The organism is Thermosynechococcus sp. OHK43, assembly GCF_014466085.1.
GTDB lineage: Bacteria > Cyanobacteriota > Cyanobacteriia > Thermosynechococcales > Thermosynechococcaceae > Thermosynechococcus.
Genome location: NZ_JACOMP010000081.1, coordinates 1 through 13,711, shown reverse-complemented (window position 1 = coordinate 13,711; position 13,711 = coordinate 1). Strand labels below are relative to the sequence as shown.

Here is a 13,711-nt window from a genome sequence, read left to right as displayed (position 1 = left end):
TGAAATTGAAGCACTGACCCAGCAACTAGATAGCATCCTCGACTATGTCAATCAACTGAGTGAACTGGATGTTACGGAGGTGCCGCCAACAACGCGAGCCATTGAGGTGAGTAATGTAACCCGTCCTGATGTGTTGGAACCTTGGCCACATCGGGAGGACTTGCTAGCGATCGCCCCCGAGCGCGAAGATGACTTTTTCCGCGTGCCCAAAATTATGTAAGGCATCAGTCTGTGCGGCGGCGTCAATCCCACCATTTGCAACTGGACTTATTTCCCTTCCTCTCGATCTTGGCCTGCACCATTGGCACCCTGATCCTATTAGTGGTGATCATCAGTGCCAGTAGCCTTGGGCGAGAACGCACTAATGTGCAAATTTTGGCACGGGAAAACGCCCAAAATGCGGAACGTACCCCTCGCTATTTAGAGTGCCGTCGCGAGGGGGTGATCATGCATCCCCAAAAAGTGCTTGTGCCCAAAGCAGACCTCGACAAGCCCACTTCCACCTTGGCAATTTTGTTGGCTAATCTACGTCGTCAGAGCGATCGCGAGTACATTATCATTGCCGTGCGCCCCGATGGCTTTGACTGCTTTGAGGAGGTGCGCTACCAAGCGGAACGAGCGGGAGTGGCCCTGGGCTACGAACCCTTTAATGCCGAGTGGGAACTGTGTGTGCCTGCTCCGGGGCGCAGCAATTGCCCCTAGGGCTTACCTAATCAAGCCGGCGGCGCTTCGATTGGGGAATTTCCCTGGGAAAAGCGCTCAAGTGCACTATCCGCTCCCTGATCCCCAGGGCACCACCAATGACTTCAGGATGGGTGAGCCCTACAGCCGTGGCTTCGCCGCGGGCCTCAAAGGTTTCTGCGGTTGCAACCACGACATTTTCTGATGGCGGTTAGTGTCCTCAAATGGTTGGAGTCTCCCTAGGGCGATCGCCAGAGCACATCGGCCATCCGACACACCTGCACCATGGCTGCCACATCATGGACGCGCACCATCGCCACCCCTTGGGCAATGGCATGGCAGCAGACTGCTGCGGTACCCCAAACTCGGTCCTTAGGATGGGGCAGGTTTAGGACATCGCCAATAAAGCGTTTGCGCGAGGGGCCAAGGAGGATTGGGTAGCCAAGGGTGTGAAATTGCGGCAATTCCCGTAAAAGGGTGAGGTTTTGGGGCGTGGTTTTCGCAAAGCCAATGCCAGGATCAATCATCAGGTGCTCAGGAGGAATGCCGCTGGCGATCGCCCGCTGGGTTTGTTCCTGAAAATAGCGAAGCAAATCGCCGATCAAATCCTCGTAGTCAGTTAATTGCTGCATGGTGGCTGGGGTTCCCCGCCGATGCATGAGGATATAGGGCACCCCCAATGCCGCTACCGTGGCCAACATCTCAGGATCCGCCTGCCCCCCTGAAACATCGTTAACAATATTGGCACCTGCTGCCACCGCTGCCTGGGCAACCACCGCATGGGTGGTATCAATGGAAATGGGAATCTGGGACTGCTGACGGATGCCCTCAATCACGGGCAGCACCCGAGCCAACTCAGCGCTAATGGGCACTTCACTAGCTCCCGGACGGGTGGACTCCCCCCCTACATCAATGACATCAACACCGGCGGCAACCATTTCTAGGGCATGGGCAACGGCACTGGCAGGATTAAAAAAGTCACCACCATCGCTAAAACTGTCGGGGGTGATATTCAAGATGCCCATAATGTAGGTGCGCTCTCCCCACACAAAGGTGCGATCGCCCACAGACCAACCCTTCATGCCTCAGTCTCTCCTTGGCGTCTGGCGTGCAACTGCAAAAGAATCTCTTGGTGGACAGCGTGGGTAATGGGATAGAGATAGGCCAAAATCATCCCCACAATGAGAAAGAAGGTTGGCAAAGGTCCAATGGCAACGCGAATTGCCAAGAGTGCCGAAGGGGGTTGCACTGGGGGTGGGGCACCGGCGACAGTAGAAATGTAACCCGCCCACTGCAAAGCCTGACCCACAAAGAACAGACCCAGGGCAAGACCAATTTTTTGCAGCAGCACCATAAAGGCATAGAAGATCCCCTCCCGCCGCTGGCCACTCTCAAGTTCGTCCAGATCAATCACATCCGGAATCATTGACCAAGGGATAAGATAAGCGGTCGCAACCCCAAAGCCCGCCAGAATTGCACAGACATATACCAGCGCTGTCTGTCCTGGCTGCAACAAAAAGAGACCGCCCTGGGCAATGATCCACAGGCTCATTCCCATGAAATACACTGCCTTCTTACCCAGGCGACGACTCACAGCACTCCAGACAAAGAGCATGATCATCGCGGTTCCTTGAACCGTCAGCGCCACTTGGGTATAGGCAGCGGCGGACATTTGCAACCAATCGCCAATAAAAAAGGGAATCAGCGAGGCAGTAATTTGCACCGCCAGCCAAGAACACAGGTAGATTCCCATTACATAAAGAAAGGGACGATTGCTAAACACCAGCCGCAGTTGCGTTTGCAGCGGTAAGGGGCGGTGCTCAGGATTGCGAATACCGCGTTCAAAGGCTTGCACCCGCTGCCGTGTTCCCCAGACACACCAATAGATGGGCAAAACAGACAAGACGGCGGCAATGCCCCCGAGGATCAAGTATTGGGCTTGGGGATCGGGAATGTTCTGGAAGACGACCTGAGCAAGGAGTAAGGAGCCAATGCTACCCCCAATGGAAAAGGCAAAGCGAAAACTATTGAGATGGGTGCGTTCGTTGTAATCTTCAGTGAGCTCTGGTGTGAGGGCAGTGTAGGGCAGGTTTACCGCCGTGTAAAACGTGTTAAACAATAGGCCAATGAGGACGTAGTAGCCAAAGAGCAACCCTTGATCCGTCGTTGGTACCCACCAGTTCAAGCAAAAACTCAAGCCAAAGGGAATCGCGGCTGCCATCATCCAGATGTGGCGGCGTCCCCACTTGCCCACGGGGGTGCGATCGCTCAGGTAGCCGATGATCGGGTCATTCATGGCATCCCAAATTTTGCCAATCATGAGCACGCTTCCCGCCAAGCCAGCATTGAGTCCAGCCACATTGGTCAAGAACACCATCAGGAAAAACACCTGTAAATTGGCAGTGATGGCAGTTCCAAGATCGCCGGCGCCAAAGGCAAGTTTTGTCCACAGGGAAAGGGGCGGACGGGCACTGGTGGCAGCGGAATTTTGGCTGAATGGGTCTGATGGCATGATGCTTTGTCCATTGGATTGTTTTTTTTAACGATTAGCCAGCAACTGCAACTGCCCATTGACTGGCCCATTGTAGAATGCGCTGCACCTGTTCAGGGGTTTTCCCTTGGCAGTAGAGGCGCAGCAGAGGTTCGGTGCCACTAAAGCGAATCAGTAGCCAACCGCCATCGGCCAGATGAAACTTGTAGCCGTCAATGGTGTCCCAATGGCTCACGGGACTCTCCAAAATCTGGGTGAAGGGATGCTCCCCTAGGAGTGCTTCTAGTTTTTGCCGCTGTGCCAAGGACGTGAGGGTGAGATCAACGCGATCGTAGGCACTGTAAAAGTTTGTTGTTACCTGCAACTGCTGATAGTATTCCCCCACGCTTAAGCCGGAGGTCACCAGGGCTTGTAATAGGTACAGTGCCGACAGGAGGGCATCCCGCTCGGGGAGATGGTGGCCATAGCCGATTCCCCCTGATTCTTCACCGCCTAAGAGGACAGCTTCGCCGGCCAGCATGCGATCGCCAATGTACTTGAAGCCAATGGGCGTTTCAATCACGGCTAAGCCATGGTGGGCTGCCACTCGTGCCACCAGATCCGAACTGCTAATGGATTTAATCACTGCCCCCCGATAGGGACTGTGCTGTGCTAAATGGTCAATCAAGATGGGAATCATTTCTTGGGCAGTGTACAGTACCCCCTCGCCATCAATGACTGCCAGGCGATCGGCATCACCGTCGAAGACTAAACATATCGTAGGAGTGGCACTGGGCTGTTGCCGCAGTTGTTCTTGGGTAGCGGCTAAATAACGGCCAATGGGTTCAGGGGCACCGCCGCCAAAGAGGGGGTCGCGATCGCGCCGAAACTCTTCTATGGGCCAATCCAACAATCGCTCCAGTCCCCCGGCGGCAACCCCATGCATGACATCGGCACAGACGCGCAGTTTACCCGTGGCGATCGCCTCACGAATGGGGCTGGGATCAACATGAGTGCGCAACGCCGCACAATAGCTGGGCCACGGATCAAAGACTTGATAGTCTGTTTTGGCCTCCCCCACGGGTGGCGGCTCCCCTTGAGCTAACTGCGCTTCAATGGCTTGGGTAACAGGTGTGGGGACTGATCCACCAAAGGCGCCCTTCACCTTCAGTCCTGCATAGATAGCGGGATTGTGACTTGCCGTAATGACCAAGCCGCCAATGGCTCCCTCTGCTTTGACAGCCCAGCTAAAGGCCGGTGTGGGTGCCGCACAGTTAGAAAGCCAAACCTCATAGCCTTGGCTTGTCAGCAATTGGGCAACGGCTGTACCAAAGTGTTCCGCTAAAAACCGGTGATCGTAACCGACAATAATTCGCGGCGTCCTGCCATCGCCATAGGTTTGGTAAAGTACTGCCGCCGCTGCCTTAGCTGCCCGCAGCAGACGGTTAAAGGTAAACTCAGCCCCAATGATGCCGCGCCAACCGTCGGTACCAAAGCGAATTGGGGCATCCTCAGGAATCAAAACTTGATCTAGGCGCAGGACAGAACCAACCATAGAGCGCAAGACCCAAAACCCCTCTGAACATATCATGCTGCGGCACAGCCCTTTTCCGAAGGAGAAAGGAGGATGATATAATTATTGCGAATTGTTAATTAGGCGATGGGCACTGCCGCTAGGTGCCTTTTGGCGATGACTGATCTCTAGTAGCCTAAACTTGCATCACTTTCAGAGAGGTATTGAACACTATGGCATTTGTACAAGAACCCCTTCCCTTTGATCCGGGTGCCCTTGAACCCTATGGAATGTCTGCAAAAACCCTTGAATTTCACTATGGCAAACACCATAAAGGCTACCTGGATAACCTCAATAAACTGACTCAAGATACGGAACTCGCTGACAAATCCCTTGAAGATGTCATTCGCATGACCTATGGCGATGCTGCCAAAGTGGGCATCTTCAACAATGCCGCTCAAGTGTGGAATCACACCTTCTTCTGGAATAGCCTCAAGCCAGGTGGCGGCGGTACTCCTACGGGTGATGTGGCTGCTCGGATCAACAGTGCTTTTGGTAGCTACGACGAATTCAAGTCCCAGTTCAAAAATGCCGCAGCGACCCAATTTGGCAGCGGTTGGGCATGGCTGGTGCTTGAAGCTGGCACACTGAAAGTGACTAAAACGCCCAATGCCGAAAACCCCTTGGTTCACGGTCAAGTGCCCCTACTGACGATTGATGTTTGGGAGCACGCCTACTATCTCGACTACCAAAACCGTCGTCCCGACTTCATTGATAACTTCCTGAACCAACTGGTGAACTGGGATTTTGTTGCTAAGAACTTGGCAGCTGCCTAAGATTCCCAGTTTTTTTCTATTTGGCTGTTACTGAATGACTTCACTGAATCCCCGTTCCAGTTGAGCGGGGTTTTTTGTTGCCAAGCAGTGATTCAGCCACAACGGTAGAATAGGGTTAAGTGAAACTTAAGAAATAAAGTAACCTTGGTTAATAAACGTTAGTTTGATGGTGGTATTCCTTTGGGCGTTGAGCAGGGAGGGGGTCCTATGGAGATCCTAGGGCATATTGCCTATGCCGCTTTTGAAAAGTACTACCGCAAAATTAGCAAACACGAGCCGGGGGTGATTCGCGATCGCGATGTTGAGGCGATTCATCAGATGCGCGTTGGTCTGCGCCGCCTGCGAACGGCTCTGGAGGTGTTTTGTAATACGGTACGTTTGCCCAAGGGGGTCTCCATTCAGCGGGTACGGGCGATCGCCGGCAGCCTCAGTCCCGTACGGGATTTGGATGTGATGATGCTGGCGCTCAAAGAGCAGTATTACCCTCACCTGCCCCGCTGTGAGCAACAACAACTGGCCAAGCTCATTAAAAAGCTCGAAAAGCAGCGGGCAGAACTGCTGCAAAAAGCGCTTCAATTGCTGCGGAGCGATCGCTATCGCAAATTGCAACAGGGTCTAGAAGAATGGCTAGCTGCCCCTCAATATCGTGAAATTGCCAACTTACCCACGGAACTGATTGCCCCAGACATTTTATTGCCCTTGGTGTGTGAGCTCCTGCTCCATCCGGGGTGGCAAGTGGCTATTGAATGGCAGGGCGATCGCCCCCTCTTTTTGGCAGTCAGTAACCCACCCCAGTGGTTACAAACGGCGGGTGAAGATCTCCACGATCTGCGCAAGCAAACCAAACGGGTACGCTACCAAATGGAACTCTTTAGCGGTGTCTATGGAGACGCCTTCAACGAACAGGTGAGTGCTTTTGCGCAGTTGCAAGAACTCCTAGGGACCCTTCACGATGGCGTTGTCCTTGATGACTTTTTCCGTACCCAACTTGGCCTCAATCTCCGTCAAGCCTCTCCTTGCCTGGCAGAAATGATTGCCCTTGAGCAAACACGCCAGTGGCAAACTTGGCGCTGTGTCCAGCAGGAATACCTCAGCCCCGAAAAACGCCATCAAGTGCGCTCGCTGCTCCTGATGCCACCAATGACAATCAGTGCCAATGGCAGCCCCCTCGATCACCCAATCATCTCCTCTGCCAACTGACAGAGGTTGGTGGGTAATGGTAACAATTGATTTTCAATTGTCCGAGGGCGATCGCCCTTGCCAGTCCGTATGCGACGATAAAAATAAAACCCCTGCCAGTCGAGGAGAGCACACAACAAATGAGCGTTATGGAGCCACAAACTTTAAGTGTTGGGCTGCGGGTCCGCGTCAAGACCCCCACCATTGTCTATCACCATCCCGATCACCGCAATGAACCTTTTGATATTCAAGGGATGGAAGGGGAAATTTGCGCTATTCTCAGCGACTGGCAAGGCCGTCCCATTAGTCCCAACTACCCGATTCAAGTGCGGTTTAGTCCCAAGTTTGTTGCCCATTTGCACCCCGATGAGCTGGCAGTGATTTAGGTACCCTCTATGCCTCCCCGTTGGCCCCGTAAGCCCGATCGTCGCGATCCGAGCTACCGCCGCTTGGACGATCGCATGAATTTTGCTGTCCATGTTGCCCTTTTTGCTGCGTTTAATTCTGGTGGCTGGTTTTGGCATCAGCTACAACCCACGGCGGTGCCTTTTATGCCGACAGTAACGCTCCTGTGGTTCACCTTGTTGGCAGGCCATGCCCTCTACGTGTTCGCGATCGCCCGTTATTAAGAACTCATCCCCCTGAGGGCGCTGATGCTGAGATAAGAGCACTTTTTCGTTAGTCTCCTATGGGCGATCGCACCATCACCTACAGTCCAGCCTTCACCCTTGTGCCGACCTATGAGTGTTTTAATCGCTGTACCTACTGTAATTTTCGTCAGGACATTGGCACGAGTGGTTGGTTGAGTTTAGAGGCGGCGGCCAAACAGTTGGCAGAGCTTGATCCGCAACAGGTACGGGAAATCCTCATTCTCAGTGGCGAAGTTGCCCCCAACAGTCCCCAGCGTGCCAAATGGTTAGAGCGTCTCTATGATGTAGCAGCCTTAGCGTTGGATCAGGGATTTTTGCCCCATACCAATGCGGGCCCCCTGAGTCGAGCAGAAATGACCGTCCTCAAGACAGTGAATGTCTCCATGGGGCTGATGCTGGAGCAGTTGACACCCAAGTTGTTGCAAAGTGTCCATCGCCATGCCCCCAGTAAGGCTCCGCAACTTCGTTTACACCAACTGGAACAGGCCGGAGAACTGGGCATTCCCTTCACCACGGGATTGCTCTTGGGGATTGGTGAAGCGCCCCAGGATTGGGCAGAGACTCTCACGGCTATTGCTGAGTGTCATCGGCGGTGGGGACACATTCAGGAGGTGATTCTGCAGCCCCACAGTCCTGGGCAGCAGCAGGCAGAGAGGCTACCCCCTTTTGATCTGGAGCAATTACCCCAGGTGGTGCAGTGGGCGCGATCGCTCTTGCCTGAGGACATCACGATTCAAATTCCTGCCAATCTAGTCACAGAACCAGCGGTCTTTCGCGCGTGCCTAGAGGCCGGCGCTCGCGACTTGGGGGGTATTGTCCCCTTAGATCATGTCAATCCAGACTATCCCCACACCGATCTAGCAGTGCTCAGGGAACAATTAGCAGCTTGGGGATGGGAATTAGGGCCACGACTGCCAGTTTATCCGCAGTTTGTGGATTGGTTGCCACGGCCCTTGCAGGAGAAGGTTAAGGAGATTCCTGTTTAAGCTGCAGCCCTAGTTGATAGATGTCACGCCGCGAAAGCCCCGTCAGAGTCGCCAGTTGACGGCTGGCTTGGGTGAGAGAAAGACCTTGGTTGAGCAGTGTTGCCAATTCGCTGGCGAGATAATTGGGGTTCACGGCCAGAGAATGTTCAGGGGCACCGGCTAAAACCAGTGTGTATTCGCCCCGGGGGGGATGCTCCTGTAGATAAGTGCAGGCAGTACCGAGGGTTCCCCGCCAAAATTCTTCGTGGCGTTTGGTAAGTTCGCGGGCAAGTACAACAGGGCGATCGCTCCCCAAAACCTGACATAACTCTGTTACTGTTTGCACCAAGCGATGGGGGGCTTCATAGAGAAGAATCGTGCGTGTTTCCTGTTGCAGGGCTGCTAGTCGCTGCTGGCGATCGCGCCCCTTAGTCGGCAAAAACCCTTCAAAACAAAAGCGATTCATCGGTAATCCTGCGGCCATCAAAGCTGTTAAGGCAGCATTCGCGCCGGGAATCGGCGTCACGGGAATCGCTGCAGCAATGCAGGCGGTAATTAATTCATAACCGGGATCCGACACCCCCGGTAGGCCCGCATCACTGACGAGCGCGATCTGTTGACCCGCCTCTAGGCGCTGAAGCAATTGGGGGACTCGCTGTTGGGTATTGTGCCCATGGAGACTAATTTGGGGTGTGGTAATGCCAAAATGCTGTAACAGGCGGCCAGTGTGGCGTGTATCCTCGGCGGCTATCAGATCCACTTCCTTGAGAATACGCAGGGCACGAGCGCTCATGTCCTCAAGGTTGCCAATGGGGGTGCCCACCACCCACAATTGCCCAATGCCCATTAGGAGATTTTTTCTGCACTGAGAATAAAGATTGGTTCCACGGCTGCAAAAATTTGGTGGCCGCCCCGCGTTTCCAGACGATTGATCACTGATTGCACCACCTCTAGGCTGCGGGCTTGGACGGTCGCGAAACCCTCAGAGAGGGCATAGAGATTTTCTAAGCTACTGGCGATCGCCACCAAGCGACCACCGGGGGCAAGATACTCCCACGCTCGCAGTAAAACTTCTTTGATGGGGCGCCCCCCCTCCAGGCAAATCCGCTGCGGTGTGTGACGTAACTGAGGAAAGCAGTCTGGAGCCAAACCAGCAACAATCTGTACATTCTTGACCCCAAAGCGATCGCAATTGCGCTGAATCAGATCAACGACTTCTTCATCCCGTTCAATTGCAATCACCTGTCCCCGCTTTGCCAAACGGGCTGCCTCAACAGCGATCGTCCCTGTGCCTGCTCCCACATCCCAAAGGCAAGAGTCCGGTTCAAGCCGCAAATAGGAGAGCATCAATAACCGCGTTTCCCGTTGGGTGAGGGGAATACCTGGTAATCGCGCAAACAGACTATCGGGGATACCCGGAGTGACAAATGGCCAGGGATCCACCGTCATAGCAACAGCCTAAAATCCTTAAGCGTTGCTGCTTTGAGCGAGGAGCCGCTCTTTGAGCTGTGCTAAGGCATCTGCCCAGCGGGGATCGGGTTGCGCAGCTTCCGTATCCATGGAGCTATATTCAGTCGGCGCAGAATTGACTTGAGTACGCCGCCCATTGTTTTTGTTATTTTTGCGGTTATTGCTGCGGTTGCTGGCAGTGTTTTTTTCTGCCGCTGCTTCCTCTTTTTCTTTAGCTTCAGACTTGGGCTTGTCGTTGGCCTTCTCAATCTTGAGGGGATTGTCCTTAAAGGTGTAGCCGTTGAGTTTCTCAATCACTTGATCCGCTACTTCTTCGGATTCGACGGTGACAAAGCCAAACCCCCGGCACTTACCTGTCTTACGATCCGTAATCAGTTTAGTGGTAGCCACTTCGCCCACTTCTTGGCTAAATAGGGCTTCTAACTCTTCGCGGCTCAAATCACGCGGCAGATTGCCCACATATAAACGCACAGACATAAAGAAACCTCCCTTAGGCAGCTTAAAAACAACACGGTTGAAAAATGGACAGTCGGGCGTGAGAAACCGCTCGTAACCAAGGCCTAGAGCCAAGAATGGCATGTAAAGACCTTACTGCTGTTAGTGGTGTGGAATGGCTAAATTGGTTCACAGCGATTGTTGCTAATTGAGAACCTTGATTGATGGGGCAGAGCAAAGGCAATGAGCGCACTTAGCTCTTGAGTTATCTCTCCTAAGGTTATCACGCTTTCTCCACCTAGGGCTAGGATTTTGCGGAAAAATTTTGCTGTGGCAGCACAAACGCAATGTGGCACAATAATCAATGCTGTTTTTGCGATGTGATGCCTGTGACTCCGACTGCTGTGCCTCGTCGGCCGGTTTTTCCCTTTGCGGCAATTGTCGGTCAAGACGAAATGAAACTGTCATTGTTGCTCAATGTCATTGACCCCAAAATTGGTGGGGTGATGATTATGGGCGATCGCGGCACGGGCAAATCAACCACCATTCGTGCCCTAGCAGATTTGCTGCCAGAAATTGAGGTGGTTGCCGATGACCCCTTCAATAGTCACCCCAGTGATCCCGATCTCATGAGTGATGCCGTGAAGGTGGCCGTAGCAGCCGGTGAACCCATTCACACCATCAAGAAAAAAGTACCCATGGTGGATCTGCCCCTGGGAGCCACAGAAGATCGCGTGTGCGGCACGATTGACATTGAAAAAGCCCTTGCGGAGGGGGTAAAAGCCTTTGAGCCAGGACTTTTGGCCAAGGCAAATCGCGGCATTCTCTATGTGGATGAGGTGAACCTGCTGGATGATCACTTAGTGGATGTCCTGCTGGATGCCGCTGCCTCCGGCTGGAATACCGTTGAGCGTGAGGGCATTTCAATTCGTCACCCAGCACGCTTTGTCCTAGTTGGCTCTGGTAACCCCGAAGAAGGGGAATTGCGACCCCAACTGCTGGATCGCTTTGGCATGCACGCTGAGATTCGGACCGTCAAGGATCCAAGCCTGCGCGTGGAAATTGTGGAACAGCGATCGCAATTTGATCAAAACCCCGAAGCCTTTTTGGCGAAATACCAGGCGCAACAGGAAGCCCTGCAAGCTAAGTTAGTCGCCGCCCAAGCCCTATTGCCCAAGGTCACCATTGACCACGAGCTGCGAGTAAAAATTTCCCAAGTGTGTGCTGAGCTGGATGTGGACGGCCTGCGGGGAGACATTGTCACTAACCGCGCCGCCAAGGCTTTGGCTGCCTTTGAGGGACGCACAGATGTCACCGTTGAGGACATTGCGCGGGTGATTGTCCTCTGTCTGCGGCACCGACTGCGCAAGGATCCCCTAGAGTCCATTGATTCCGGCTACAAGGTGGGCAAAGTCTTCCAAGAGGTCTTTGGTGTGGAGATTCCTGCCTAGGCTCCGATGATTGCAATTGCCTTAGTCCGCACTCGTAGAGCGATCGCGCCACCCCTTTTCAGGCATTTGTTCTTCACGCGTTTGCTTTTTGAGAAGTTCGCGCAGGGCATTTAACAGCCCTTGATGAATTTCTGCGGGGGATGCCGCTGGGGAAACATCTGCCAACTGAGTCAACTCTTCACAGCTGATCCCTTGATTGCGGTGAACAACGCCATTGCGATATTAATCTCACTTCAATAGCGCACCCTGTGGCGGTAGTTTCCCTCAGGATCATGGAAACCTGGCGCAACGCCAAATTTCCGATACAGTTCATCCAGTTGAGGGGGGGCCATCCGCCCCAAAACTGCGAACAATTCCATTGCGGCACCGCCAGCTGACCTGCTGATTGCCCACAGTCAGGATAAGTGTTTTCATAAAAACTTGATTTGGAAATAGCTACATAAAGCTACATCAGGACGATGCTATGGTGCTGTTGCTGGATTGAGGAGGATGCTCAAGGGCGATCGCCCCCAGGTAACCGCGGCGATAGTCCTGCAACAGTTGCCTGGCTGCCCGTTCCAAGTCACCATGGTAGCGGCTAGCAGCAAGGTCATAAAGGTAGGTCTCACCGGTGTTGCTAAGGGCCAGACCGTAGCGCTCCCTAAGGCGATCGGCATGCCCCAACTGTTGCATGATATCCACAAGCATTGGTGCCACCCGACAGGGATCGTAGGCAGCTTGACCAATGTCATCGCAAATGGCCAGTTTTACCGCCGCCTCCTGATTCTTGAAATTCATGGGCAATACCCCTGGGGCATCCAAGAGTTCGAGGGCAGGGGACAAGCGCACCCAGCGCAGTTGCCGCGTCACCCCCGGACGCGCTGCACTCTCAACCACCCGCTGCCGCAAGAGGCGATTAATGAGGGCTGATTTGCCCACATTGGGAAACCCCAAAACCACAGCTCGCACGGCTCTTACTTGCATGCCCCGCTGTTGACGGCGTTGATTGATGGCCGCCCCCGCCCGTACCGCAGCCTGTTCGAGTCGGCGAATCCCTTCACCCCGCTGCGCATTGGTGAAAAAAACTGTTTCCCCTTGGGTCTCAAACCATGTCAGCCACTGCTGGCGATCGCGATCGCTAATCCTATCCATTCCATTGAGCACTAAGAGGCGCTGTTTGCCACTAGCCCACTGACGAATTTGGGGATGGCAACTGGCAAGGGGAATGCGTGCATCCCGCACCTCAAAGATCACATCCACCTGTTTCAGTTGTTCCTTGAGGGCACGTTCTGCCTTGGCAATGTGGCCAGGATACCATTGAATGATCGGACCCATAGAAATTCCACCCCCTTTTTTTCAAAAACAATAGAGCGATCGCCCCCCATGAGTGGCATTAAATTGATTTCAGGTAATCATTAGTGTCTTTTGAATAGATAAAAGACTATAGTTGCGCACCTCTGATTAGAAACCTATAAACAAATCTAAAGATTGATAACCCAAACCTATAGAATAATTAAGAATCTCCAAAGCAAAAGTTATTGCATTGGGCATCAACTAAGCTGATGCTAAGCATAAGACCTACGACGATATCACAGGCTTGCGGATGGTTGCATCATCTCGCTGAGTTTTGCATTGCTCAATTTTGCCCCATTTTCGGGGAATCGTAGCGTTCACACTACCCATTGCAAAGGTTGCCCGTAGAGATTGCTCTATTCGGCACAGTAACTGTTAAAGAGGAAAAACGTCTATGGCCTATACGCAATCCAAATCCCAGAAAGCTGGGTATCAGGCAGGGGTAAAAGACTACCGCCTGACCTACTACACCCCTGATTACACCCCCAAAGATACCGATATTCTAGCGGCCTTTCGTGTCACCCCGCAGCCAGGTGTGCCCTTTGAAGAAGCTGCCGCCGCCGTTGCCGCAGAATCCTCGACAGGTACATGGACCACCGTCTGGACTGACCTGCTGACCGACTTGGATCGCTACAAAGGTCGCTGCTACGACATCGAACCCCTGCCGGGTGAAGACAATCAGTTCATCGCCTACATTGCCTACCCGCTGGATCTCTTTGAAGAAGGCTC

General features: G+C 53.4%; 17 protein-coding genes and 1 pseudogene. 9 read left to right on the top strand and 9 right to left on the bottom strand.

Annotation, left to right across the window (positions count from 1 at the left end):
* Both gatC and H8Q75_RS03490 read left to right on the top strand, forming a co-directional pair.
* A partial coding sequence (gatC, locus tag H8Q75_RS03495) for an Asp-tRNA(Asn)/Glu-tRNA(Gln) amidotransferase subunit GatC (RefSeq protein WP_297040542.1) occupies positions 1-220 on the top strand: 220 nt, incomplete at its 5' end.
* Between the two features lie 11 nt (positions 221-231).
* Complete coding sequence (locus H8Q75_RS03490; RefSeq protein ID WP_024124583.1) at positions 232-702, top strand: hypothetical protein; 471 nt, start codon at positions 232-234, stop codon at positions 700-702.
* 7 nt (positions 703-709) lie between these two features.
* Here H8Q75_RS03490 and H8Q75_RS03485 read toward each other — a convergent pair whose 3' ends face one another.
* Genes H8Q75_RS03485 through H8Q75_RS03470 form a run of 4 tightly spaced genes read right to left on the bottom strand, consistent with a single transcriptional unit; the run spans position 710 to position 4,706 of the window.
* The gene (locus H8Q75_RS03485) at positions 710-874 is read right to left on the bottom strand and encodes a hypothetical protein (RefSeq protein ID WP_297040539.1); all 165 of its coding nucleotides are present in this window, start codon (positions 872-874) and stop codon (positions 710-712) included.
* A gap of 46 nt (positions 875-920) precedes the next feature.
* The gene (folP, locus tag H8Q75_RS03480; protein ID WP_024124582.1) at positions 921-1,763 is read right to left on the bottom strand and encodes a dihydropteroate synthase; all 843 of its coding nucleotides are present in this window, start codon (positions 1,761-1,763) and stop codon (positions 921-923) included.
* Positions 1,760-3,193: an MFS transporter gene (locus H8Q75_RS03475; protein WP_024124581.1), complete on the bottom strand. Its 1,434-nt coding sequence runs from the start codon at positions 3,191-3,193 to the stop codon at positions 1,760-1,762. Before H8Q75_RS03475 ends, folP begins: the two co-directional genes overlap by 4 nt.
* 34 nt (positions 3,194-3,227) lie before the next feature.
* Positions 3,228-4,706 (bottom strand): phosphoglucomutase/phosphomannomutase family protein, encoded by a 1,479-nt coding sequence (locus tag H8Q75_RS03470; RefSeq protein ID WP_024124580.1) that lies wholly within the window; start codon positions 4,704-4,706, stop codon positions 3,228-3,230.
* A 191-nt stretch (positions 4,707-4,897) separates the two neighbouring features.
* Here H8Q75_RS03470 and H8Q75_RS03465 point away from each other — a divergent pair, with 191 nt between their 5' ends.
* The 5 genes from H8Q75_RS03465 to cofG all read left to right on the top strand — a co-directional run bounded on the left by H8Q75_RS03465 (position 4,898) and on the right by cofG (position 8,315).
* A complete protein-coding gene (locus tag H8Q75_RS03465) occupies positions 4,898-5,500 on the top strand; it encodes a superoxide dismutase (RefSeq protein WP_024124579.1) in 603 nt (200 codons plus the stop codon).
* Positions 5,501-5,707: 207 nt separating this feature from the next.
* Positions 5,708-6,700 (top strand): CHAD domain-containing protein, encoded by a 993-nt coding sequence (locus H8Q75_RS03460; protein ID WP_024124578.1) that lies wholly within the window; start codon positions 5,708-5,710, stop codon positions 6,698-6,700.
* Positions 6,701-6,819: 119 nt separating this feature from the next.
* On the top strand, positions 6,820-7,065 hold the full coding sequence (locus H8Q75_RS03455) for a ferredoxin-thioredoxin reductase variable chain (RefSeq protein ID WP_041429066.1): 246 nt from the start codon (positions 6,820-6,822) through the stop codon (positions 7,063-7,065).
* A 9-nt stretch (positions 7,066-7,074) separates the two neighbouring features.
* A complete protein-coding gene (locus H8Q75_RS03450; RefSeq protein WP_024124576.1) occupies positions 7,075-7,308 on the top strand; it encodes a hypothetical protein in 234 nt (77 codons plus the stop codon).
* A 59-nt stretch (positions 7,309-7,367) separates the two neighbouring features.
* A complete protein-coding gene (gene cofG, locus H8Q75_RS03445; protein WP_024124575.1) occupies positions 7,368-8,315 on the top strand; it encodes a 7,8-didemethyl-8-hydroxy-5-deazariboflavin synthase subunit CofG in 948 nt (315 codons plus the stop codon).
* Here the strand turns inward: cofG and rsmI are convergent.
* The 3 genes from rsmI to H8Q75_RS03430 are packed head-to-tail and all read right to left on the bottom strand — an operon-like array spanning position 8,296 to position 10,241.
* A complete protein-coding gene (rsmI, locus tag H8Q75_RS03440; RefSeq protein WP_024124574.1) occupies positions 8,296-9,141 on the bottom strand; it encodes a 16S rRNA (cytidine(1402)-2'-O)-methyltransferase in 846 nt (281 codons plus the stop codon). The genes cofG and rsmI overlap by 20 nt on opposite strands.
* Entirely contained in the window at positions 9,141-9,743 is a 603-nt protein-coding gene (cbiT, locus tag H8Q75_RS03435; protein WP_024124573.1) for a precorrin-6Y C5,15-methyltransferase subunit CbiT, read from the bottom strand. The genes rsmI and cbiT overlap by 1 nt, the downstream gene beginning before the upstream one ends.
* 18 nt (positions 9,744-9,761) lie before the next feature.
* Entirely contained in the window at positions 9,762-10,241 is a 480-nt protein-coding gene (locus H8Q75_RS03430) for an RNA-binding protein (protein WP_297040527.1), read from the bottom strand.
* Positions 10,242-10,582: 341 nt separating this feature from the next.
* Here H8Q75_RS03430 and bchI point away from each other — a divergent pair, with 341 nt between their 5' ends.
* Positions 10,583-11,650 (top strand): magnesium chelatase ATPase subunit I, encoded by a 1,068-nt coding sequence (gene bchI / locus H8Q75_RS03425; protein ID WP_200865518.1) that lies wholly within the window; start codon positions 10,583-10,585, stop codon positions 11,648-11,650.
* Between the two features lie 21 nt (positions 11,651-11,671).
* Here bchI and H8Q75_RS03420 read toward each other — a convergent pair whose 3' ends face one another.
* Both H8Q75_RS03420 and ylqF read right to left on the bottom strand, forming a co-directional pair.
* Positions 11,672-11,824 carry a hypothetical protein gene (locus H8Q75_RS03420; RefSeq protein WP_162147170.1) on the bottom strand — a complete coding sequence of 51 codons (153 nt, stop codon included), beginning with the start codon at positions 11,822-11,824 and terminating at the stop codon, positions 11,672-11,674.
* A 276-nt stretch (positions 11,825-12,100) separates the two neighbouring features.
* A complete protein-coding gene (ylqF, locus tag H8Q75_RS03415) occupies positions 12,101-12,964 on the bottom strand; it encodes a ribosome biogenesis GTPase YlqF (protein ID WP_024124571.1) in 864 nt (287 codons plus the stop codon).
* Between the two features lie 412 nt (positions 12,965-13,376).
* Here ylqF and rbcL point away from each other — a divergent pair.
* Positions 13,377-13,711 (top strand): annotated as a pseudogene (gene rbcL / locus H8Q75_RS03410) (ribulose-bisphosphate carboxylase large subunit); the annotation flags it as partial.

Excerpts from the sequence above, each read along its gene's own strand:
- folP (WP_024124582.1), bottom strand. The coding sequence starts at position 1,763 with ATGAAGGGTTGGTCTGTGGGCGATCGCACCTTTGTGTGGGGAGAGCGC.
- H8Q75_RS03475 (WP_024124581.1), bottom strand. The coding sequence starts at position 3,193 with ATGCCATCAGACCCATTCAGCCAAAATTCCGCTGCCACCAGTGCCCGT.
- H8Q75_RS03470 (WP_024124580.1), bottom strand. The coding sequence starts at position 4,706 with ATGGTTGGTTCTGTCCTGCGCCTAGATCAAGTTTTGATTCCTGAGGAT.
- H8Q75_RS03465 (WP_024124579.1), top strand. The coding sequence starts at position 4,898 with ATGGCATTTGTACAAGAACCCCTTCCCTTTGATCCGGGTGCCCTTGAA.
- H8Q75_RS03460 (WP_024124578.1), top strand. The coding sequence starts at position 5,708 with ATGGAGATCCTAGGGCATATTGCCTATGCCGCTTTTGAAAAGTACTAC.
- H8Q75_RS03455 (WP_041429066.1), top strand. The coding sequence starts at position 6,820 with ATGAGCGTTATGGAGCCACAAACTTTAAGTGTTGGGCTGCGGGTCCGC.
- H8Q75_RS03450 (WP_024124576.1), top strand. The coding sequence starts at position 7,075 with ATGCCTCCCCGTTGGCCCCGTAAGCCCGATCGTCGCGATCCGAGCTAC.
- cofG (WP_024124575.1), top strand. The coding sequence starts at position 7,368 with ATGGGCGATCGCACCATCACCTACAGTCCAGCCTTCACCCTTGTGCCG.
- rsmI (WP_024124574.1), bottom strand. The coding sequence starts at position 9,141 with ATGGGCATTGGGCAATTGTGGGTGGTGGGCACCCCCATTGGCAACCTT.
- cbiT (WP_024124573.1), bottom strand. The coding sequence starts at position 9,743 with ATGACGGTGGATCCCTGGCCATTTGTCACTCCGGGTATCCCCGATAGT.
- H8Q75_RS03430 (WP_297040527.1), bottom strand. The coding sequence starts at position 10,241 with ATGTCTGTGCGTTTATATGTGGGCAATCTGCCGCGTGATTTGAGCCGC.
- bchI (WP_200865518.1), top strand. The coding sequence starts at position 10,583 with ATGCCTGTGACTCCGACTGCTGTGCCTCGTCGGCCGGTTTTTCCCTTT.
- ylqF (WP_024124571.1), bottom strand. The coding sequence starts at position 12,964 with ATGGGTCCGATCATTCAATGGTATCCTGGCCACATTGCCAAGGCAGAA.